This is a genomic window from Pseudoalteromonas sp. MER144-MNA-CIBAN-0113 (genome assembly GCF_040308965.1).
Lineage (GTDB): Bacteria > Pseudomonadota > Gammaproteobacteria > Enterobacterales > Alteromonadaceae > Pseudoalteromonas > Pseudoalteromonas tetraodonis.
In genome coordinates this window covers 15,756-38,527 of the sequence record NZ_JBEOOG010000010.1, presented here as the reverse complement: position 1 = coordinate 38,527, position 22,772 = coordinate 15,756, and the positions used below count along the sequence as shown (strand labels likewise).

The following is a 22,772-nucleotide window of genomic DNA, read 5'->3' as shown; positions in this document are numbered from 1 at the left end:
AAGCGCTTAACGCGCTTTTTGTTTAGCTAAAGTTTGTATTTTTTCCACCATGGCGTTTATCCCATTGCCGCGAGAAGCGCTTAAGTGGCTAATTAAGCCGAGCTTTTCAAGTTCTTCATAGGCATTAACGCTTAATACCTCTTCAGGTGTCAAACCGTTATACAGGGCTAAAATTAACGCTAATAATCCTTTTACTATTCGCGTATCAGAATCACCAATCACAACCAATGCATTTTCTGTCAAATCAAACTCAACAAACATCCATACTTTACTTTCACAGCCTTGGACTAGCGCATCATCTGTTTTTAGTATATCGGCTAACGGCGGTAGTGTTTTGCCAAGTAACATAATTTCACGATACTTCTGTTGCCAGCTTGTACTGTGTTCAATTTTTTTACTTACCAGTTGGTATGTGAGTGTCATTATTTATCCAATTTAGTCTAATAAAGCGATGCATTCTTTGAGCGCAGTAATAAAATGGTCTACATCTTTGGTCGTATTATAAAATGCAAAACTTGCTCTTAGTGAGCCATTTAGTTGCAAATGAGTCATTAATGGCTGCGTACAATGATGACCACTTCGTACTGCAATACCATAACCGTCAAGTAAAGTTGCCAGATCATACGGATGTTCATTTTTATAATTAAAGCATAATGTACCAATGTTCGATTTTAGGTCGCTATAGATGCAAATACCATCTATTTCCATCAGTGCGTTTGCTGCATAAATAAACACATGCTGTTCATACTCTTTTAATTCTTGCTTATTGAGCACCATTAAATACTCAAGTGCCGCACCAAAGCCTAAAACACCGGCTATATTTGGGGTTCCTGCTTCAAATTTAGCGGGTGCACCACGATAAGTGCTATGAGTTAAAGTCACTTTTTCAATCATTTCACCGCCTGTTTGGTAAGGCGATAATGCATTAAGTGCGCTGTAGCGGCCATATAAACCACCTAATCCTGTTGGCCCCAGCATTTTGTGAGCTGAAAACACGTAAAAATCACAATTAAGCGCTGTTAAATTAGGTCTTAAATGCAGAGCGCCTTGTGCGCCATCGACTAAAGTTAGCGCATCTACAGCCTTCGCAGCAGTTATTAGCGGGGTTAAATCGGTAATATTGCCCAGCGCATTAGAGGCGTGAGTGATTGCAAGAAGTGCAGGTTTGGTGTGTTTAATCACGTCACAGCACTGTTTGATATCAAAAGTGGCATTGTCATTAAGTGGCAACGCTTTTAACGTTGCACCAGTGTATGCCGCGAGTTCTTGCCACGGCACAATATTCGCGTGATGCTCGATTGGGCTAATTAAAATGGTGTCGTCTGTTGTTAATGTATTTCTTAGGCCATGTGCAACTAAGTTAATCGCTTCAGTAGCGCCTTTAGTCCAGACGATTTCATTACCGCTTACCTGAAAGTAATCAGCAACGCGTTGACGTACTAGCTCATAAGCCGCTGTAGCTTGCTCACTCAGCGTATGACGTCCGCGGTGAACATTTGCATTCTGTGAGGTGTAAAAGTGTGTGGTGGCGTCAATCACACATTGTGGCTTTTGTGTTGTTGCAGCTGAGTCTAAATAAACCAAAGAGTAGCCATTGATTGTCTGATTTAGAGTAGGAAAGTCATTACGGATTTTTTTAGGATCAAACGAGGACACAGACATAGGCTCATAAAGTTAATCAAGTGGGCAGGAATTGTAATCTGTTTAAGATAATTCTCAAGTAGCAGGTAATAAAAAAGGCCGCAGAGGCGGCCTTTTAAACTAACTTAATGCTTAGCGCTTGTCAGTTGCTTTATAATCACGGTGTGTTTCACCTGTGTAAAGCTGACGTGGACGGCTGATCTTGTGGCCAGGTTGAGAAAGCATCTCGTCCCAGTGTGAGATCCAACCTACAGTACGTGCCATTGCAAAGATTACAGTGAACATGCTGGTAGGGATACCAATTGCTTTTAAGATAATACCTGAGTAGAAATCTACGTTAGGGTAAAGTTTCTTCTCAACAAAGTACGGGTCTTCTAGTGCAATTTGCTCTAGTTTCATTGCGATATCAAGCAATGGATCTTGAATGTTTAGCTCTGCTAACACTTCATGACATGTTTGACGCATTACTGTTGCACGAGGATCGAAGTTTTTGTAAACACGGTGTCCAAAGCCCATAAGACGGAACGGGTCCGCTTTATCTTTAGCTTTTGCTACGTATTCGTCAATGCGATCAACTGAGCCAATTTCTTCTAACATGTTTAAACATGCTTCGTTAGCACCGCCGTGAGCAGGGCCCCAAAGTGATGCAATACCCGCAGCAATACATGCATAAGGGTTAGCACCAGAAGAACCTGCTAAACGTACTGTAGAGGTTGATGCGTTTTGCTCATGGTCAGCATGAAGCATGAAGATTTTATCCATTGCTTTAGCTGTGACAGGGTTTACTTTGTATTCTTCAGCAGGCACAGAGAACATCATGTGTAAGAAGTTTTCTGCATAGCTTAAGTCATTGCGTGGGTATACAAATGGTTGACCGATGTTTGTTTTGTACGCCATTGCTGCAATTGTTGGTAACTTAGCAACTAATTTAATAGCGCTTGTTTTACGTTGAACTGCATCAGTGATATCCAGATCTTCATGGTAGAAAGAAGATAAAGCACCAACCACACCACATAGCATCGCCATTGGGTGAGCGTCAAAACGGAAACCTTGGAAGAAGTTTGCGATTTTTTCATCTAGCATAGTGCTACGAGTGATTTTTGTAGCGAAATCATCGTATTGCTCTTTAGTTGGTAACTCACCATTTAATAGTAAGTAGCATAACTCAACGTAGTTAGAGCTTTCTGCTAACTGTTCGATTGGGTAACCACGGTGTAATAAAACACCCTTGCCACCATCGATGTAAGTGATGGTAGATTCACAAGAACCAGTCGACATGAAACCTGGGTCATAAGTAAAGTGACCATGTGAGCCGAGTGTACGTACGTCAATTACATCTTGGCCAGCAGTACCTTGATAAATTGGAAGTTCGATTGGATCTAGCCCATCAATATGGACTGTGGCTTTCTTATCTGCCATCTATGTATCTCCTATTAAGATAACTATTCTGATTTTTATATTCTAAAATCTATTCTAAGCACATCTTTACATTTTAACGTGAAAGAGGGGTATAAAGTCAATTTTTATAAGTATTATGCACATATGTATAATAAATATTCGGTATAGATTGAATATTATACCATTGGCTAATTCGCAAACGACTCAAAGTAAACAAGAATTGTAAAAGAGTCTCCGGCTATATATACTAACGGAGGTTTTTAACCAATTTGTATTTGGGTAAACTTTTTTTTACATAATAATTTTCATAAAAAGTGAACTTTATTAGTATCAATACGTTTATTTTGATAGTTCCACCAGAAACATTTGGTGGGTTTTAGAAAAACAAGTAGATGAGCCCCACTGCGGGCAAGATGGGCAAGTAACTGTGAAAAAGCAAAGACCTGTAAATCTAGATCTAACAACTATATCTATGCCGGCAACGGCTAAAGCTTCAATTTTTCACCGCGTCACCGGTGTTGCATTATTTTTTGCTTTAACGTTTGTCATTTGGGCTTGGTCAGAGTCTCTTTCTTCAGCTGAAGGTTTTGAATTCGTCAAGAGTCTGTTTAACGGATTCATTGCCAAATTTATAGCTTGGGGCACCCTTTCTGTATTGGGTTATCACCTTATCGGTGGTATCCGTCACATTATTATGGATATGGGGCATTGGGAAGAACTTGAATCAGGCAATACTAGCGCTAAAATTGCGATGGCACTTGGCGTTGTGTTTGCTGTATTGGCAGGGGTGTGGATATGGTCTTAAATCAAGCAACTCTTAAACGTGATGGCGTACAAGATTTTGTATCTTTACGCACAACGGCATTAATAATCAGCGCGTATGCAATCTTTATTATTGGCTATTTTTTAGCAATGCCAGAAGTCACATATGAAGCCTGGACAGGCCTATTCTCAAACCTAGCAATGAAAGGGGCAACGTTAATCACCCTAGTTTGCATTATGGTTCATACCCGTATCGGCCTTTGGCAGGTTCTTACCGACTATGTAAAGAACGCTAAATTGCGTGCTTTTTTAGGCTTTGTACTAAACCTAATGGCTGTTGCTTACGTAGCTGTGGGTTTAATCGTTTTATGGGGTGTTTAAGTGAAATATTCTGTTCGTGAATTTGACGCCGTAGTAATTGGTGCCGGTGGTGCAGGTATGCGCGCTGCTCTTGCTATTACTGAATCTGGCAAAACATGTGCGCTAATCTCTAAAGTTTTCCCGACACGCTCACACACTGTATCTGCTCAAGGCGGTATTACAGTAGCGTTAGGTAACTCGCATGAAGATAACTGGGAATGGCATATGTATGATACCGTTAAAGGTTCCGATTTTATCGGTGACCAAGACGCTATCGAATACATGTGTCAAACTGGCCCAGAAGCTATTACTGAATTAGAAAACATGGGCTTACCATTTTCGCGTTTTGAAAATGGCCGTGTTTACCAACGTCCTTTCGGTGGTCAATCGAAAAACTTTGGTGGTGAACAGGCTGCGCGTACTGCAGCAGCAGCTGACCGTACGGGTCATGCATTATTACACCTTCTTTATCAACAAAACGTTAAAAACAAAACCAATGTATTCTCAGAATGGTATGCACTTGATTTAGTTAAAAACGATAATGGCGATGTAGTAGGCTGTACAGCGATTGAAATTGAAACAGGTGAAATCACTTTCTTCAAATCAAAAGCAGTTGTGTTAGCGACAGGTGGTGCAGGTCGTATTTTCGCATCAACAACCAATGCTCACATCAATACCGGTGACGGTGTTGGTATGGCTGCACGTGCTGGTATTTCTATGCAAGACATGGAAATGTGGCAGTTCCACCCGACAGGTATAGCTGGCGCTGGTACGCTAGTAACTGAAGGTTGTCGTGGTGAAGGTGGTTATCTTTTAAATAAAGATGGCGAACGCTTCATGGAACGTTATGCACCAAATGCTAAAGATTTAGCGTCTCGTGACGTTGTTGCTCGTTCAATGATGACAGAAATTCGTGAAGGTCGTGGTTGTGATGGTCCTTGGGGTCCTCACCTTAAGTTGAAACTTGACCACTTAGGCGAAGAAACGCTTAACTTACGTCTTCCAGGTGTATGTGATCTTGCTAAAACATTTGCTCACGTTGACCCTGCAAAAGAACCGATTCCAGTTATCCCAACATGTCACTACATGATGGGTGGTGTGCCAACAAACGTAAATGGTCAAGTACTTAATATCGATGCTGCTGGCAACGAAAAAGTAGTACAAGGTTTATTTGCTGTTGGTGAGATTGCCTGTGTATCTGTACATGGTGCTAACCGCTTAGGTGGTAACTCATTACTTGACTTAGTTGTATTTGGCCGTGCAGCAGGTAACTTCTTAGGTAAATACCTAAATGACGTTGAAATTTCTAAAGCAGCTTCAGAGTCTGACCTAGAAGCGTCTCTTGCGCGCTTTAACCGTTGGGAAAACTCAACAGCTGGTCAAGGCGAAGACCCAGTTCAAATCAAGAAAGACCTACAACAATGTATGCAGCTTAACTTCTCGGTATTCCGTGAAGGTGACTCAATGGCTACAGGTCTTACTGAACTTAAAGAAATCCGTGAACGTTTACAGCACGCGCGTCTTGATGACAAATCATCAGACTTTAACACCATGCGTATTGAATGTTTAGAACTAGACAACTTAATGGAAACAGCTTACTCAACTGCAGTAGCTGCAAACTTCCGTACTGAAAGCCGTGGCGCACACTCTCGCTTTGACTTCCCAGATCGTGATGACGAAAACTGGTTATGTCACTCAGTATTTAATCCGGTAACGGATGAAATGAGCAAGCGTAAAGTAAACTACGAGCCTAAAACACGTGAAGCTTTCCCACCTAAAGCACGTACCTACTAGGAGCGAGACGATGGCACAAGTACAATTTTCAGTTTATCGTTACAATCCGGATGTTGATAACGCACCTCGTATGCAAGATTACACTTTGCAAACTGAGGAAGGCCAAGACATGATGGTATTGGATGCACTTTTACTATTAAAAGAGCAAGATCCTACACTATCGTTTCGTCGTTCATGCCGTGAAGGCGTGTGTGGTTCAGACGGCGTAAACATGAATGGTAAGAACGGTTTAGCATGTATTACTCCTTTATCTACGCTGCAAAAAAATGGCAAAGGTAAAATCGTAGTGCGTCCATTACCTGGACTTCCTGTTGTTCGAGACCTTGTTATTGACATGAGTCAGTTCTACACTCAATACGAAAAAGTAAAACCGTATCTAATTAATGATGAGCCTGCTGCAGGTGAACGTCTTCAATCTATCGAAGAACGTGATAAATTAGATGGGCTTTACGAGTGTATTTTATGTGCATGTTGTTCTACATCGTGTCCTTCTTTCTGGTGGAATCCAGATAAGTTTATAGGTCCAGCAGGCCTTCTTCATGCTTACCGTTTCTTAGCTGATAGCCGAGACACAGCAACAGAAGAGCGTTTAGCTGACTTAGACGATGCATTCAGTGTGTTCCGTTGCCACAGTATCATGAACTGTGTTAGCGTTTGTCCTAAGGGTCTTAATCCGACCAAAGCAATTGGACAAATAAAATCTATGTTATTAAACCGCTCGGTTTAATTTCTAGTAGACGAAAGATGGCTAATAATTTATTAGCCATCTTGTTATATAACTATTAATTTCTGCGCTAAAAAAAAGGGCTTATAAATGCACGAAGGTGTGATGAAGGCATGGCTAGAATCTTCACATTTAAACGGCGGTAACGTTGCTTATGTTGAAGAGCTTTATGAAGCGTATTTAGACGATGCGACTTCGGTGCCAGAAGAATGGCGAGAAGTGTTCGAACAGTTACCAAAAGTAGATGGTGTGGATGTTGAAGTAAAACATTCAGAAGTTCGTTCACAATTTGCGGCGCTTGCTAAAAACAAGCATAGAGAAGTAGTGGTAGCAGAGGGCAGTGGTGGCGACCTTAAACAGGTTAAAGTACTGCAACTTATTAATGCTTTCCGTTTTCGTGGACACCAAAATGCAAACCTAGATCCACTAGGTATTTGGCAACGAGAACGTGTACGAGATTTAGAGCTAGAGTACCACGACTTATCGGATGCTGACTTTGACCGCGAATTTAACGTAGGATCGTTTGCCGTTGGCCGCGATACTATGCCTTTAGGTGAGTTATACCAAGCACTAAAAACCACTTACTGTGGTTCTATTGGCGCCGAGTATATGCACATCACATCAACAGAAGAAAAGCGTTGGTTACAACAGCGTTTAGAGTCTGTTCAGTCTAGGCCAAAATTTGATAAAAATGAAAAGCTACGAATCCTCAAGGGATTAACGGCGGCTGATGGTCTTGAAAAATATTTAGGGGCTAAGTTCCCGGGTGCTAAGCGTTTCTCACTTGAAGGTGGCGATGCGTTAGTGCCTATGTTAAAAGAGCTTATTCACCGCGCCGGTGAAAGTGGCCAAAAAGAAGCCGTTATTGGTATGGCTCACCGCGGTCGCTTAAATGTTCTTGTTAATGTGCTAGGCAAAAATCCATCAGAACTTTTTGATGAGTTTGCTGGCAAGCACAAAGAAACGTTAAGCTCAGGTGATGTTAAATACCACATGGGTTATTCATCAGATTTCGCGACTAAAGGTGGCAACGTGCACATGGCACTTGCGTTTAACCCGTCGCATTTAGAAATCGTAAACCCGGTGGTTATGGGCTCTGTGCGTGCACGTCTTGATCGTCTTAATGACAAAACAGGCAGCAAAGCACTTCCAATCACTATCCACGGCGACTCAGCAATTGCAGGTCAGGGTGTTGTTCAAGAAACGTTTAACTTATCGCAAACTAATGCATTTAGTTGTGGCGGTAGTATCCGTATTGTTGTTAATAACCAGGTTGGTTTTACAACAAGTAAAAAAGACGATGTACGCTCAACTGATTACTGTACTGATATCGCAAAAATGGTTCAATCGCCAATTTTCCACGTAAACTCTGACGATCCTGAAGCGGTTGCTTTTGTAACTCAACTCGCGCTTGATTTTAGAAATCAGTTTAAACGTGACGTTGTGATTGACCTTGTTTGTTACCGTCGCCATGGTCATAACGAAGCTGATGAGCCTAACGCTACACAGCCAATTATGTACCAAAAAATTAAAAAACACCCAGTACCTCGCTTAATCTACGCGGATCAGCTGATTTCTGAAGGTTCTTTCACAGAAGATGAAGTGAAAGCGCTTGCTGATGATTACCGTAATGGTTTAGACGATGGCAACTGTGTTGTTGAAGAAATACAGCCAGAAACATCACACTCTTCAGATTGGGCTAAGTATGTAGGCCATGAATGGAGTGTTGATTACGATGCTAGCGTTTCGGTAGAAAAGCTTAAAGAACTTGGTAACTTAGTTGCAAGTTACCCAGAAGAGTACAAAGCACAATCTCGTGTTAAAAAAATATACGATGATCGTAAAGCAATGGCTGCTGGCGAAAAACCACTTGATTGGGGTATGGCAGAAACTTTAGCGTATGCAACTATTGCATCTGAAGGCACTGATATTCGTCTAACTGGACAAGATTCAGGCCGTGGTACCTTCTTCCACCGTCATGCGGTTGTTCATAGTCAAAAAGATGGTGCAACGTATTTACCATTACAGAACCTTAGTGAAGATCAAGGTACGTTTGAAGTTTTTGACTCGGTACTGTCTGAAGAAGCGGTATTAGCATTTGAATATGGTTATGCAACTGCAGAGCCGACTTCATTAGTATTGTGGGAAGCACAATTTGGTGATTTCGCTAATGGTGCACAGGTGGTATTTGACCAGTTCTTAAGTTCAGGTGAGCAAAAGTGGGGTCGCTTATGTGGCTTAACGTGTTTGTTACCTCATGGCTATGAAGGTCAGGGTCCAGAGCACAGCTCGGCTCGTCTAGAACGCTTTTTACAGCTTTGTGCTGATCACAATATGCAAGTGTGTGTACCATCAACACCGGCTCAAGTGTACGCAATGCTACGTCGTCAATCAGTTAGACCACTGCGTCGTCCATTGATTGTAATGACACCGAAATCGTTATTACGTCATCCATTAGCAACATCGACACTTGAAGAGTTATCTGAAGGTGTGTTCCACAATATCATTGATGAGATTGATGAGATTGATGAGATTGATGCTAAGAAAGTTGAACGTGTTGTATTTTGTAGCGGCAAAGTTTACTACGAACTATTACAAGAGCGTCGTAAACTTGAGCAAGACAATATTGCAATTGTTCGTGTTGAACAGCTTTACCCGTTCCCACATGACGAAATGAAAGCAATTATTGAACGCTACCAGCACGTTACTGATTTTGTGTGGTGTCAAGAAGAGCCGCAAAACCAAGGCGCTTGGTACTGCTCACAACATCACTTTGTTGATGCAATTCCTCAAGGTGCAAAATTGAAATATGCAGGTCGTAAGGCGTCAGCATCTCCTGCATGTGGATATATGTCAGTACATACTAAAGAACAACAAGCGCTCGTTGCCGACGCGCTTACTATAGAAAAGAAAGGATAAGCAATGAGCACAGAAATTAAAGTTCCTGTTCTTCCTGAGTCGGTTGCAGATGCTTCCGTTGCTACATGGCATGTAAGTGTTGGCGACAAAGTAAGCCGTGACCAAAACTTAGTAGATATTGAAACAGACAAAGTGGTTTTAGAAGTGGTTGCACAAAATGACGGTGTAATCACTGAAATTTCACAAGAAGAAGGTGCTACGGTACTTGGTGACCAAGTGATCGGTTTAATTGGTGATGCGCAAGAAGCATCACCAAGTAAAGAGCCAAAAGAAGATAGCTCAGCATCAGAAAAATCAGAAGACGCGCCGGCGGCGCAATCAGCACCAGCATCAGAAGGTAAAGAAGTGGATATTAAAGTACCTGTACTTCCAGAATCAGTTGCAGATGCAACAATTGCTACTTGGCATGTTCAACCAGGTGACGCGGTAACACGCGACCAAAACTTGGTAGATATCGAAACAGACAAAGTTGTACTTGAAGTGGTTGCCCAAGAAGACGGCGTTATGGGTGAAATCATTCATGACGAAGGCGACACTGTTCTTGGTGAGCAAGTAATTGGTAAAGTAAAAGCAGGCGCTGCACCCGCTAAATCTGACGCTAAAGCGGACGCACCAGCAGCCAAAGAAGAAAGCTCAAGTGAGGGTTCAGATGTGTTAACGCCATCAGTTCGTCGTTTAATTGCTGAGAAAGGCCTTGATGCATCAAAAATCAAAGGTTCAGGCAAAAATGGTCGTGTGACTAAAGAAGATGTTGATCAATTCTTAAAATCACCTGCACCAGCGGCAAAATCAGAAGCAGCGCCAGCAGCACCTATGGGTGACCGTACACAAAAACGTGTGCCTATGACACGTTTACGTAAAACAATTGCGAATCGTCTTCTTGAAGCGAAAAACTCTACTGCAATGTTAACTACATTTAACGAAGTTAACATGAAGCCAATCATGGATCTTCGTAAGCAGTACCAAGAAGTATTTGAAAAGCGCCACGGTATCCGTTTAGGTTTCATGTCTTTCTACGTGAAAGCAGTGACTGAAGCGTTAAAGCGTTTCCCAGATGTGAATGCATCAATTGATGGCGATGATATTGTTTACCACAACTATTTCGACATCAGCATTGCTGTTTCTACACCTCGTGGCTTAGTAACACCTGTACTTAAAGACTGTGACAAGCTATCTGTTGCAGAAATCGAAAAGGGTATTCGTGAGCTAGCGCTTAAAGGTCGTGATGGTAAGCTAACACTTGACGATATGACCGGCGGTAACTTCACTATCACCAACGGTGGTGTATTCGGTTCGTTACTATCTACTCCAATTATTAACTTACCGCAGTCTTCAATTTTGGGTATGCACAAAATCCAAGATCGTCCAATGGCTGTAAACGGTAAAGTTGAAATCTTACCTATGATGTACTTAGCGTTATCTTACGATCACCGCCAAATCGATGGTAAAGAATCAGTTGGTTTCTTAGTAACAATTAAAGAGTTACTTGAAGATCCAACACGTTTACTGCTAGATGTTTAATTAAGTAGTATGAAATATAAGCTGTGAGTTAAAATCACAGCTTTTTTTTTGCGCCTAAGGTCATACTGGGGTTTTCATGTAGCGCCATGAGATCTATACTAGGCACGCAATTTGGGATAGTTGTTTATTTGCATAAATATTCAGCTCTTTTAATATAAAAAATTGGATAAAGCATCATGAATTTGCATGAGTATCAGGCAAAACAACTTTTTGCCGAATATGGTTTACCAGTTTCTCAAGGTTTCGCTTGCGATACACCTGAAGAAGCTGCAGCAGCTGCTGAAAAAATTGGCGGCGATATGTGGGTTGTTAAAACTCAGGTTCACGCAGGTGGACGTGGTAAAGCTGGCGGTGTAAAGCTAGTTAAAACTATCGACGAAGTTAAAGCGTTTGCAGCTAACTGGTTAGGTAAAAACCTAGTTACTTACCAAACAGACGAGAAAGGCCAGCCAGTTGCTAAAATTTTAGTAGAAAGCTGTACTGACATCGCTAACGAACTGTACCTAGGTGCTGTTGTTGACCGTGCTTCTCGTAAAGTTGTGTTCATGGCGTCTACTGAAGGCGGCGTTGAAATTGAAACTGTTGCTGAAGAAACACCAGAACTTATCCACAAAGCTGAGATCGATCCATTAGTAGGTCCTCAAGCTTACCAAGCACGTGAGCTTGGTTTTAAATTGGGTCTTAACCCAACGCAAATGAAACAGTTTGTTAAGATCTTCATGGGTCTTGGTAATATGTTCAACGATTTCGATTTCGCATTACTTGAAATCAACCCGCTAGTAATCACAGATGAAGGTAACCTTCACTGTCTAGATGGTAAAATCGGTATCGATGGTAATGCACTTTACCGTCAACCTAAAATCCGTGAAATGCACGATCCATCTCAAGAAGATGCGCGTGAAGCTCACGCAGCAAGCTTCGAGCTTAACTACGTAGCCCTTGATGGTAACGTAGGTTGTATGGTTAACGGTGCAGGCCTAGCAATGGGTACTATGGACATCGTAAACCTACACGGTGGCAAGCCAGCTAACTTCCTAGATGTTGGTGGCGGCGCAACGAAAGAACGTGTATCTGAAGCATTCAAAATTATCCTTTCAGATGACAACGTTAAAGCTGTTTTAGTTAACATCTTCGGCGGTATCGTTCGTTGTGACATGATTGCAGAAGGCATCATTGGCGCAGTTAAAGAAGTAGGTGTAACAGTACCAGTAGTTGTACGTTTAGAAGGTACTAATGCTGAACTAGGTCGTGAAGTACTTGCTAAGTCTGATCTAAACATCATCGCTGCTGAATCATTAACAGACGCGGCTGAAAAAGTTGTTGCTGCTGCGGAGGGCAAATAATGTCTGTATTAATCAATAAAGATACAAAAGTTATCTGTCAAGGTTTCACTGGTGGTCAAGGTACTTTCCACTCAGAGCAAGCGCTTGAGTACGGTACACAAATGGTTGGTGGTGTAAGCCCAGGTAAAGGCGGTCAAACGCACCTTGGTCTTCCAGTATTTAACACTGTACGTGATGCTGTAGAAGCAACTGGCGCAACTGCATCAGTTATCTACGTACCAGCACCTTTTTGTAAAGATGCAATCTTAGAAGCTATCGATGCTGGCATCGAGCTAATTGTTTGTATTACTGAAGGTATTCCTACACTTGATATGGTTGACGTTAAAGTTAAACTAGATCAAACAGGTACACGTATGATCGGTCCTAACTGTCCAGGTGTTATCACTCCTGGTGAGACTAAGATTGGTATCATGCCTGGTCACATCCACAAGCCTGGTAAAGTAGGTATTGTTTCTCGCTCTGGTACTTTAACGTACGAAGCGGTTAAGCAAACTACAGATGCTGGTTTTGGTCAGTCTACGTGTGTTGGTATTGGTGGCGACCCAATCCCAGGTACTAACTTTATCGACGTTTTAGAAATGTTCGAAAAAGACGACCAAACTGAAGCAATCGTAATGATTGGTGAAATTGGTGGTACTGCAGAAGAAGAAGCTGCAGAGTACATCAAAGCTAACGTAACTAAACCTGTTGTTTCTTACATTGCTGGTGTTACTGCACCAGAAGGTAAGCGTATGGGTCACGCTGGCGCAATCATCGCAGGCGGTAAAGGTACTGCTGATGAGAAATTTGCTGCATTAGAAGCTGCGGGCGTAAAAACTGTACGTTCACTGGCTGATATTGGTAAAGCACTTAAAGAAAAAACAGGCTGGTAATCAGCGTTTATTCTTTAAAAAGGCTCGCAATTGCGAGCCTTTTTGTTATGTATGGCTAGAGCGTATTGCCCTTAATCTTAAAACGGGTAACTAATATGTTGAAAAAATCGCAGAGATAAATCTTGGCGCTGCTTATTAATAGCTAATTCATCACAGAATGCATGAACGGTTTTCTCTACTTGGTTCATAAAGCGACCATAGCCAATCTCATGTTTGTTATGTGCGGCGGCAACAATCACAAAATGTAGCGTCTCTACGAGTTTATTTTCATCAAAAAATACTTTTATTTGCGGCGCTGAATCTTCTATATCAAAACTAATTTTTTGTAACTCACCATTTCCCTCATTTCTATCTACTTCACTATTACGAATTATTGGCATTGCCCCATTGGCAACCATCGCTGCATGGGTGAGTTTATTATCTTCACAAAGTTGAGTAAATAACTGCAAAAAGTGGTTATAAAACGGTTTATAAGTATGGCTATTAATTTGTGTTTGAAATTGCGTTTTAATATTACGTGACACGGGAATAGAGAAGGTGACGTAAGTCATTTCAGCATGGCTACTAGGTATTGCGCATTGTCTGGATTGATAACGAGGGTATAAACTTCTTAGTTTATATCCATAGCTTTCTTTATTACCTTTTTCTTTAGCGAATAAATCATAGGTTAAATGTTGATGATCGCGTAGCTTAAAGCTTGGCTGGTCTAAGAATAACTGATCTTGTAAATGACTCAATACTTTTTGTACATTGGTATGAAATTGCGCAGAGTGGGCACGTATATCTTCACCAGTAGCTAAAAACAATAGGCGTATTTTTTTACTTTGCTGATTTTCTGTGTGATGAAGTTTATGCGCTTCATGGTAACGAGGGTTATAAAAAAACAACATTTGCTTATCGGTTTCAAGTTGGTAAGACTCATCATGAAATCTCACCACGGGGAGTTTATCATTTGCGAGTAAATGGACATTATGCAGTTCATATTCATCACATGATGCAAATAACTGACGCGCAATTCGTTCATAGCAAGCATTAATATTACTGAAGTTTTTATAAAAATCTTCATTAGGTGTAATTTCGGCTAATAAGTAATGATTTGCACGTGCATTACTTGGAATATATATGCGGTGTTGATTTAATGAGGCCATCTTCGTTCCTTTAAGTTGGGGTTATTCGTTTACTATAAATCGCTTTAATGACTTTAATATTGCGCTAAAACAAATTTTGCTCATAAACTATCCCTTATCTAACAAACTTTGGTAATAACTGCATAAACCCGCATCTATTACTGTATGTTAAGGTTGGTTTTTGTAATAATGCAGTAGTTTTGTTATCACGCAATATACAGAGGTTTATAATCCTATGGCGGAAATCGAGAATCGCCCAAATAACTTTATTAGAACCCGAATTGATGAAGATTTAGCAAGTGGAAAACATGCCACAACGCATACCCGTTTTCCACCTGAACCTAATGGCTTTTTACATATTGGCCATGCAAAATCAATTTGCTTAAATTTTGGTATCGCCAAAGACTATAACGGTTTATGTAACCTTCGTTTTGACGATACAAACCCAGAAAAAGAAGATATTAACTACGTTAATTCAATTAAAGAAGACGTACAGTGGTTAGGGTTTAATTGGGATGGTGAGATTAAGTATTCGTCAAACTATTTTGATGTGCTTTACGGCTATGCAGTAGAGCTAATTGAAAAAGGCTTAGCGTATGTTTGTTTTTTAACTGCAGATCAAGCTCGCGAATACCGTGGTACATTAAAAGAGCCTGGTAAAAATAGCCCATACCGCGAAACATCACCTGAAGAAAACCTCGCATTATTTGAAAAAATGCGTAACGGTGAATTTAAAGAAGGTGAATGTGTCCTTCGCGCTAAAATAGATATGGCCAGCTCATTTATGGTGCTGCGCGATCCAATTATATACCGTATACGTTTTGCTAATCATCATCAAACAGCGGATAAGTGGTGCATTTACCCAATGTACGACTTCACGCATTGTATTTCTGATGCACTTGAAGGCATTACTCATTCATTATGTACGCTAGAGTTCCAAGATAACCGTCGTTTATATGACTGGGTATTGGATAACATCAGCCTTGAATGTCACCCGCAACAAATTGAGTTTTCACGTTTAAACCTTGAATACACAATTATGTCAAAGCGTAAGCTTAATGACTTAGTGGTTAATAAGCACGTAGAAGGGTGGGATGATCCGCGTATGCCAACCATTGCGGGTCTGCGTCGTCGTGGTTATACACCGGCATCTGTTCGTGAGTTTTGTCAGCGTATCGGTATTACCAAGCAAGAAAACATGGTTGAAATGGGTATGCTTGAAGCGTGTATCCGTGATGACTTAAACGAAAATGCTCCGCGTGCTATGGCTGTACTTGATCCAGTGAAAATTGTGATTGAGAATTATGAAGCCGATAAAGTAGAAACGCTTTCTGTGGCTAATCACCCAAATAAAGAAGAAATGGGTCGCCGTGAAGTGCCTTTCACGCGTGAAATTTTTATCGAACGCGAAGATTTCCGTGAAGAAGCTAACAATAAGTTTAAACGTTTAGTGCTTGATAAAGAAGTACGCTTACGTGGTGCTTATGTGATTAAGGCAGAGCGTGTTGAAAAAGACGACAATGGTGAAATTACCACTATTTACTGTACTTACGATCCTGAAACATTGGGTAAAAATCCAAGCGATGGTCGTAAAGTAAAAGGGGTTATTCATTGGGTATCTGCGCCTGAGTCAGTGACAGCTGAAGTACGTTTATATGACCGTTTATTCAGTGTGCCTAACCCTGCAGCCGCAGAGGACTTTGAAAGCACGTTAAACCCAGACTCATTAGTGGTTATTTCTAATGCTAAACTTGAACCTTCATTGGCTAATTCTGTACCTGCACAAGGTTTTCAGTTTGAGCGTACCGGTTATTTCTCACGTGATACTAAATCAGAAAACCTGGTATTTAACCAAACGGTAGGCTTACGTGATTCGTGGGCTAAAATAGAGCACAAATAATATTGCTCTATTTTTTAGTTATAAAAAAACCTGCTTAATCGCAGGTTTTTTTTTATTAAACTAAATAGGCTTTTAACTATTGCTTTGCGCAAACGCTTTACACGCGTCTTTATCTTCACATTCGCCATATAGGTAAAGAGAGTGATTGGTCAGCTTAATACCGTTTTCTTCAGCTATTTCAAGTTGACGACGTTCAATTAAATCATCTTCAAACTCAACAACTTTGCCACATTTTAAACACACTAAGTGGTCATGGTGAGTGCTGCCAGAAAGTTCAAATACTGACTTACCGCCTTCAAAGTGGTGACGGCTTACAATTCCTGCATCATCAAATTGATTTAAAACACGGTAAACAGTCGCAAGACCAATTTCTTCGCCTAGATCTAATAAAACCTTGTAAACATCTTCAGCGCTTATGTGTTGGTTATCTGGAGATTGAAGAATCTCTAAAATTTTAATACGCGGTAAAGTTACCTTTAGCCCGGCTTTTTTAAGTTCCAAGTTATGATCAGTCATTAAATCTGTCTCAATTTTATTTAGTTATACTAGACATCTTGCAAGATGTACTCGTCACAATAACAGTTAGGATAACGTGCCTTAGCAGGAAGTGCAAAGAACAATTGATCTATATCAATATTAACGCGGAAAATGCTAACTGTTTGATAATATTTTAAACAGTTAGCATTAAAAAGGGGGGATTAATCTGCTAACTCACTTAAGCACATTTCATCATACACCTGAGCACACCACTGTTTAACACGCTGCTCAGTCAATTCTGGCTGACGGTCTTCATCAATACCTAAACCAACAAAATGCTTGTCATCAGCCATGCCTTTTGATGCTTCAAAATCATAACTGTCTGTAGGCCAATGGCCTACAACAATAGCGCCACGTTCTGTTACGATATCGTTGATCATGCCCATAGCATCTAAGAAGTATTCTGCATAGTCTTCTTGGTCGCCACAGCCAAAAATAGCCACTAGTTTACCTTCAAAGCTTACTTCTTCAAGCTCAGGAAAGAAATCATCCCAATCACATTGCGCTTCACCATAATACCAAGTTGGAATACCGAATAATATCAGATCAAACTCAGCAATCTCTTCTTTAGAGCTTTTTGCAATGTCATGCACAGCAACGAGCTTTTTACCCAATTCTTTTTGGATCATTTTTGCTACGTGTTCTGTGTTACCTGTGTCACTTCCGAAAAAAATGCCTACACTTGCCATGGATTTAAACCTTTTATCTATCAATAGCCAATCTTTCTTGTAAAATTGTTTCGATCAACGCACTGCGGCTAATATTTTGTGCATCTGCCATATCACTCAGTGCCTGATACAGCTGTGACGAAACTTTAAATTCAACACGCTTTAAACCACGTGCCTTATCTCTTTTTATTTGATTACGTTTATTAACCTTTAACTGCATATCCCGAGGAAGGGGATTTGTTTTAGGTCTTCCTGGACGTTTCTCGTATTCAAATAAATCAAGCGTTGTTCTATCTGTTTCTGACTTGGCCATGCTTAACCTACACCCGCACCTTGCCAAAATACCTGAATAAGTCCTTTGGCAATAAAGCCAGAGCAACCTAAAAAGAGTACCAGCCACACAATATAACGACCAAATTTAGGCACATTGCCGCTTTTCAGTACGTCTTTAATTGCCAAGCCGATAAAAATAAAAATACCTGCTAAGCCAAAATACAACCCTAAGGTATCAAATTCGTTAATAAACTGACTGACCATCGACGTATAACCTTTAAATTAAACGGCGCGTACTATAGCACATAAATCTTTAATTATTTAGTGTGATAAATCAAAAACACGCCATAAAAATAACATTAAACTGCAGTTAAAAAATCATTGATTGCTTTGTTTACAGCCTGTGGTTTTTGAGCATGTAACCAATGACCCGCACCATGAATGATTTTTGCACTGACGTTTTTAAACAGCGCATTAATCGCTTCGCGATGCTCGGTTAAAATGTAGTCAGAGTCATTACCTTTAATAAACAGAGTTTCGCACAAACAAGAATTATTTGCATTAATGTTTGCGGTAATAGTTGAATATTTATCATCGAGCACAGGTAAATTAAAGCGCCAAACAAAGTGCCCATCATCATTTTTATATAAACTTTTTAATAAAAACTGACGTACACCTAACTCCTCTATATACGGTTGCATTATTAAATCAGCTTGCTTTCTATCACTAATATCTGCATTTTTTACTGCATTTAAAGCCTCAAGTATTTGAGTATGGCGCGCAGGGTAGCTCACAGGCGCAATATCAAGAACCACTAGTTTATCGACTAAATCAGTATGGCTCAGTGCTATTTGCATCGCCACTTTGCCGCCCATGGAATGCCCTACAAGGTGGGCTTTTTGTATTTTTAATTTCGCCATTAATTCCACAATGTCATTGGCCATTGCAGTATAATCCATTTCATCGCTGTGGGGCGAAAGGCCATGATTACGTAAATCAACATTGGTTACGCAAAAATGCTCGCTTAATGGCTTTGCAATCACATTAAGGTTTTCTAAAGAGCCAAACAGTCCATGGATCAAAATAACATTTGGACCTTGACCAATTTGTTTGTAATTTAATTGCATAGACGTCTCCTTCAATTTTGCGCATAGTTTGCCGAGCATTACCCTAAAAAGCAAAAAATACAGATATTATTTGTATGTTGGACTCAAAAATACCTAGCTTCCTGATTATTTGGTCATTATTAATTACTACTATGTTTAGAGTCGCGTGGGTTGTAACTCGCATTTCTAACTGGATTGGGTATAATCAGCTAGAAAGAAAAATGTGACCCGTAATGACAGGAAGAACATGAAACAAATCGACATAGACGACGAGTTATATCAGTACATTGCAAGCAATACACAGAGTATTGGTGAGAGTGCATCCACTATTTTACGTCGTTTATTAAATCTCAACGGCGAAAAAATTAACACCACTAAATTAGACACTGATCATAAAAATGAAACCGTTAGTGTGTCTAATTCATCACTAGAACAACCTATAGCAGACGTTGAACAGCCAACCCAAGTAGCAAAACCGCCGGTAAATAAAAAAAATGCAAACGTATTTAATATTTTAAATAAAGAAGAGCTGGCAATGCAAAAAGGCGTTGTAGGTCGTTTCTTATTTATTTTAAGTGCATTTTATCGAACGCATAAAACAGACTTCTCTGTGGTGCTAGATATTAAAGGTCGAGATCGTGTTTACTTCGCGACCAGTAAAGAAGACTTAGTGAATAGCGGTAGTAGTATGAACCCAAAAAATATCACTGACAGTGAATATTGGGTGATGACCAATTCTAATACCACGCGTAAAAAAATGATGCTGCATGAAGTTGCACTTAGTTTAGGCTATAGCAACGAGCAAGCTGAAAAAATTCGTGATTATCTTTAAGGAAAGACCATGGCAATTCATTCCGGCGCAGGTAAAACTGCACCACAATCGGCTTTAGTGAATGTACCAAAGTTAGTGTCTGCGTATTATTTAAATGAGCCTGACTTAGAGCAAAACCCCGAGCATTGTGTTGCATTTGGCACCTCAGGGCATCGAGGCTGTGCCTACGATGTAAAATTTAACGAATCGCACATATTATCAATCACCCAAGCTATTTGTGATTACAGAAAACAGAACGATATATTTGGTCCGTTATTTTTAGGTAAAGATACCCACGCACTGAGCGAGGCGGCCTTTAACTCAGCAATTGAAGTGTTGGTTGCTAATGAAGTGCAAGTGATCACCCAAGAAAATGGTGACTTTACTCCAACGCCAGTTATTAGCCATGCTATTGTTAGTTATAATAAAAATCATCCTAACGAGCTTGCCGATGGCATTGTAGTGACTCCATCTCATAATCCACCAGAAGATGGCGGTTTTAAATATAACCCGCCCAATGGCGGTCCTGCAGATACAGACGTTACAAAATGGATTGAAGACAGAGCCAATCAATTATTATTAGAAGACTTAGTTGAAGTAGAACTGTTTCCTTTTGCTAAAGCTTCACGTTCTGGTTTTATTCGCTACGAAGATTTAATGACGCCTTATATTGATGATTTAAAAAACATTATTAATTTAAAAGCGATTAGCGATGCAGGCATCAAGATTGGTATTGATCCATTAGGTGGCTCAGGCATTAACTTTTGGCCAGTGATTGCGCAAAAATATAATTTAGATTTAACGGTCGTTAATGACAGTGTTGATCCACGTTTTGCATTTATGCCGCTTGATAAAGATGGCAAAATTCGTATGGATTGCTCATCACCTTATTCAATGGCTAATTTAATTGCCCTTAAAGATGATTTTGATTTATCGATTGGTAATGATCCTGATTATGACCGTCACGGCATAGTAACACCAGATGGGTTAATGAATCCTAATCACTTTTTAGCCGTAGCGATTGACTATTTACTAACGCATCGTGATTGGGATGCCAGTGTTGAAATCGGTAAAACCCTTGTTTCTAGCTCAATGATTGACAAGGTAACTGAGCGCAACAAGCGTAAAGTAAAAGAAGTACCCGTTGGCTTTAAATGGTTTGTTGAGGGTTTAAACAAAGGCAAATTGGCCTTTGGTGGTGAAGAAAGCGCAGGTGCGGCTTTCTTACGTTTTGATGGCACGGTTTGGTGTACAGATAAAGATGGCTTTATTATGGGGCTACTTGCTGCTGAAATTCTTGCAGTTACGGGTAAAACCCCGTCTGCGCTGTATAAAGAACTAGAGCAAGAGTTTGGTGCGCCACTTTATAAACGCCTAGATGCGCCAGCAACGCCTGAGCAAAAGTCGCGATTAAAAGCACTCAGTGCTGATGACGTAAAAGCAGATACCTTAGCGGGTGAGCCTATTTTACAAAAGCTAACTCATGCGCCAGGTAATAATGCAGCTATTGGTGGGCTAAAAGTGGTAACTGAAAGCGGCTGGTTTGCGGCGCGTCCGTCAGGTACGGAAGATATTTATAAAATTTACTTAGAATCATTTAAAGGCGAAGAGCACTTAGCCTTATTAGAAAAAGAAGCTAAAAAACTGGTTGATTCAGTGATTAGCTAATATGCAATTACAACTAAAAACGGCTGATTTTATCAGCCGTTTTTGTATCTATAATTTACAAAAAAAGGGCTTTTATCGTTATGTCAGCCACTGCAGAATATATTAATCAATTAAAACAAGATGGTGATTTTTTAACGCTTTCGCGAAACCATGAATGGCATTTAGAGGCAGGTCAATTTACGCTTAACAACCAGACTAAAGTAACCGTGCATGACACCGGTGTGATTGAGTTTGAGCCTGATTGTGTTACCTCAAAAGATGTGGTGCTATCCAGTGCCATTCATGGCAATGAGACAGCCCCCATTGAAATTTGCGATGAACTCATTAAACACATTATTAGTGGGCAACTTGAATTACAACAACGTGTTTTATTTATTTTTGGTAATCCTCAGTCAATTAATATTGGTAAACGATTTGTAGAAGAGAACTTAAACCGCTTGTTTAACGGCCACCACACTGTTGATGGTATAGCGATGAACGACGAACGCGTTCGCGCTGATAAACTTGAGCAATATGTTAGCGATTTTTACGCCCGTTCAGAGCAGGGTACGTATCGCTGTCATTATGATTTACATACCGCTATTCGCGGTTCTAAAAACGAAAAATTTGCTGTTTACCCATTCTTACATGGCAAGCCTTGGAAAAAGTCGCAACTGCAGTTCTTATTAAGCTGTGGTGTAAATACAGTATTGATGATGAAGTCTCCAGCCACCACGTTTAGCTACTATTCGTCGTTTGTGCATGGGGCTGACTCATTTACTGTAGAGCTTGGGCAAGTGAAACCCTTTGGTGAAAACGACATGTCACGTTTTGCAAAAACAAAACAAACTCTAACTGCATTAATTAGCCAAAAAGAAGTAAAATACCCAGAATTTAATGCAAGCGACTTTGAGTTGTTTTCTGTTCATCGTACTATTAACCGCACAGCGCAAAACTTTAGTTTTCCGTTTTCTAACGATGCCGAGAATTTTACAGGGTTTGCAAAGGGTGAGCTTTTAGCCACCGATGGCGACAATGCCATATATGCCGACGTAGAAGGGGAAGCAATTATTTTTCCTAACGCACAGGTTGCCATTGGGCAACGTGCATTACTTACAGTAGTCCCTATGCAAGTGGATAGCCGCTTTAGCTAAATCAACACATCAGACCACTTGTTGTGAAAGTTTAACCAATTGATTAATAAGTGGTTAATTATATGTATAGTTAACTTGCCAGTTTTTTGCTCATTATTTACTTTTGTTTGGTCACAGTTTTGTTGAATAACACTTTACGTTAACGTAAAGTGTTGGCAGCTTTAATTAAATACAGTGCAGATGTTGCAAAGTTTATTCAGCAACTATCACCCATA

At 40.3% G+C, this 22,772-nt stretch carries 21 protein-coding genes; 12 read left to right on the top strand and 9 right to left on the bottom strand.

Annotated features, from left to right (window positions below):
- Positions 1-6: 6 nt before the first annotated feature.
- The 3 genes from AAEY57_RS04285 to AAEY57_RS04275 all read right to left on the bottom strand — a co-directional run bounded on the left by AAEY57_RS04285 (position 7) and on the right by AAEY57_RS04275 (position 3,060).
- Positions 7-423: a SufE family protein gene (locus AAEY57_RS04285; protein WP_055012089.1), complete on the bottom strand. Its 417-nt coding sequence runs from the start codon at positions 421-423 to the stop codon at positions 7-9.
- Between the two features lie 12 nt (positions 424-435).
- Positions 436-1,662: a SufS family cysteine desulfurase gene (locus AAEY57_RS04280; RefSeq protein WP_350606566.1), complete on the bottom strand. Its 1,227-nt coding sequence runs from the start codon at positions 1,660-1,662 to the stop codon at positions 436-438.
- A 111-nt stretch (positions 1,663-1,773) separates the two neighbouring features.
- The gene (locus tag AAEY57_RS04275) at positions 1,774-3,060 is read right to left on the bottom strand and encodes a citrate synthase (protein ID WP_013465014.1); all 1,287 of its coding nucleotides are present in this window, start codon (positions 3,058-3,060) and stop codon (positions 1,774-1,776) included.
- Between the two features lie 406 nt (positions 3,061-3,466).
- On the opposite strand from AAEY57_RS04275, the gene sdhC reads away from it, so the two are divergent.
- From sdhC to sucD, 8 genes are all read left to right on the top strand, one after another.
- Positions 3,467-3,844, top strand: coding sequence for a succinate dehydrogenase, cytochrome b556 subunit (sdhC, locus tag AAEY57_RS04270; protein ID WP_076916082.1), 378 nt, complete (start codon positions 3,467-3,469; stop codon positions 3,842-3,844).
- Positions 3,835-4,182 carry a succinate dehydrogenase, hydrophobic membrane anchor protein gene (sdhD, locus tag AAEY57_RS04265; protein WP_013465012.1) on the top strand — a complete coding sequence of 116 codons (348 nt, stop codon included), beginning with the start codon at positions 3,835-3,837 and terminating at the stop codon, positions 4,180-4,182. The genes sdhC and sdhD overlap by 10 nt, the downstream gene beginning before the upstream one ends.
- Positions 4,183-5,955 (top strand): succinate dehydrogenase flavoprotein subunit, encoded by a 1,773-nt coding sequence (gene sdhA / locus AAEY57_RS04260; RefSeq protein WP_013465011.1) that lies wholly within the window; start codon positions 4,183-4,185, stop codon positions 5,953-5,955.
- A 10-nt stretch (positions 5,956-5,965) separates the two neighbouring features.
- Positions 5,966-6,682 (top strand): succinate dehydrogenase iron-sulfur subunit, encoded by a 717-nt coding sequence (locus tag AAEY57_RS04255; protein WP_008112091.1) that lies wholly within the window; start codon positions 5,966-5,968, stop codon positions 6,680-6,682.
- 87 nt (positions 6,683-6,769) lie between these two features.
- Positions 6,770-9,598, top strand: coding sequence for a 2-oxoglutarate dehydrogenase E1 component (sucA, locus tag AAEY57_RS04250; RefSeq protein WP_350606563.1), 2,829 nt, complete (start codon positions 6,770-6,772; stop codon positions 9,596-9,598).
- A 3-nt stretch (positions 9,599-9,601) separates the two neighbouring features.
- Positions 9,602-11,119 carry a 2-oxoglutarate dehydrogenase complex dihydrolipoyllysine-residue succinyltransferase gene (odhB, locus tag AAEY57_RS04245; RefSeq protein WP_350606560.1) on the top strand — a complete coding sequence of 506 codons (1,518 nt, stop codon included), beginning with the start codon at positions 9,602-9,604 and terminating at the stop codon, positions 11,117-11,119.
- 176 nt (positions 11,120-11,295) lie between these two features.
- Positions 11,296-12,462 (top strand): ADP-forming succinate--CoA ligase subunit beta, encoded by a 1,167-nt coding sequence (gene sucC / locus AAEY57_RS04240; protein ID WP_008464053.1) that lies wholly within the window; start codon positions 11,296-11,298, stop codon positions 12,460-12,462.
- Positions 12,462-13,334, top strand: a complete 873-nt coding sequence (gene sucD, locus AAEY57_RS04235; RefSeq protein WP_024603036.1) for a succinate--CoA ligase subunit alpha — start codon at positions 12,462-12,464, stop codon at positions 13,332-13,334. Before sucC ends, sucD begins: the two co-directional genes overlap by 1 nt.
- A 77-nt stretch (positions 13,335-13,411) precedes the next feature.
- Here the strand turns inward: sucD and AAEY57_RS04230 are convergent, their stop codons facing one another.
- A complete protein-coding gene (locus tag AAEY57_RS04230) occupies positions 13,412-14,482 on the bottom strand; it encodes a DUF3083 family protein (protein ID WP_024603035.1) in 1,071 nt (356 codons plus the stop codon).
- Between the two features lie 214 nt (positions 14,483-14,696).
- Between AAEY57_RS04230 and glnS the strand changes: the two genes are divergently transcribed.
- Complete coding sequence (gene glnS, locus AAEY57_RS04225; RefSeq protein WP_350606557.1) at positions 14,697-16,361, top strand: glutamine--tRNA ligase; 1,665 nt, start codon at positions 14,697-14,699, stop codon at positions 16,359-16,361.
- Between the two features lie 72 nt (positions 16,362-16,433).
- Here glnS and fur read toward each other — a convergent pair whose 3' ends face one another.
- The 5 genes from fur to AAEY57_RS04200 form a co-directional block, all read right to left on the bottom strand.
- Complete coding sequence (gene fur / locus AAEY57_RS04220; RefSeq protein WP_013465004.1) at positions 16,434-16,877, bottom strand: ferric iron uptake transcriptional regulator; 444 nt, start codon at positions 16,875-16,877, stop codon at positions 16,434-16,436.
- Between the two features lie 182 nt (positions 16,878-17,059).
- The gene (gene fldA / locus AAEY57_RS04215; RefSeq protein WP_008113772.1) at positions 17,060-17,587 is read right to left on the bottom strand and encodes a flavodoxin FldA; all 528 of its coding nucleotides are present in this window, start codon (positions 17,585-17,587) and stop codon (positions 17,060-17,062) included.
- Positions 17,588-17,600: 13 nt separating this feature from the next.
- On the bottom strand, positions 17,601-17,879 hold the full coding sequence (gene ybfE, locus AAEY57_RS04210) for a LexA regulated protein (protein ID WP_008113775.1): 279 nt from the start codon (positions 17,877-17,879) through the stop codon (positions 17,601-17,603).
- Positions 17,880-17,881: 2 nt separating this feature from the next.
- A complete protein-coding gene (locus tag AAEY57_RS04205) occupies positions 17,882-18,103 on the bottom strand; it encodes a DUF2788 domain-containing protein (protein WP_008113777.1) in 222 nt (73 codons plus the stop codon).
- Between the two features lie 95 nt (positions 18,104-18,198).
- Positions 18,199-18,966, bottom strand: a complete 768-nt coding sequence (locus tag AAEY57_RS04200) for an alpha/beta fold hydrolase (RefSeq protein ID WP_350606552.1) — start codon at positions 18,964-18,966, stop codon at positions 18,199-18,201.
- A 226-nt stretch (positions 18,967-19,192) separates the two neighbouring features.
- Between AAEY57_RS04200 and seqA the strand changes: the two genes are divergently transcribed.
- The 3 genes from seqA (at position 19,193) to astE (ending at position 22,557) form a co-directional block, all read left to right on the top strand.
- A complete protein-coding gene (gene seqA / locus AAEY57_RS04195; RefSeq protein WP_138627010.1) occupies positions 19,193-19,777 on the top strand; it encodes a replication initiation negative regulator SeqA in 585 nt (194 codons plus the stop codon).
- 9 nt (positions 19,778-19,786) lie between these two features.
- Positions 19,787-21,424: a phosphoglucomutase (alpha-D-glucose-1,6-bisphosphate-dependent) gene (gene pgm / locus AAEY57_RS04190; protein WP_013465002.1), complete on the top strand. Its 1,638-nt coding sequence runs from the start codon at positions 19,787-19,789 to the stop codon at positions 21,422-21,424.
- Between the two features lie 80 nt (positions 21,425-21,504).
- On the top strand, positions 21,505-22,557 hold the full coding sequence (gene astE / locus AAEY57_RS04185; protein ID WP_350606548.1) for a succinylglutamate desuccinylase: 1,053 nt from the start codon (positions 21,505-21,507) through the stop codon (positions 22,555-22,557).
- Positions 22,558-22,772 lie beyond the last annotated feature (215 nt).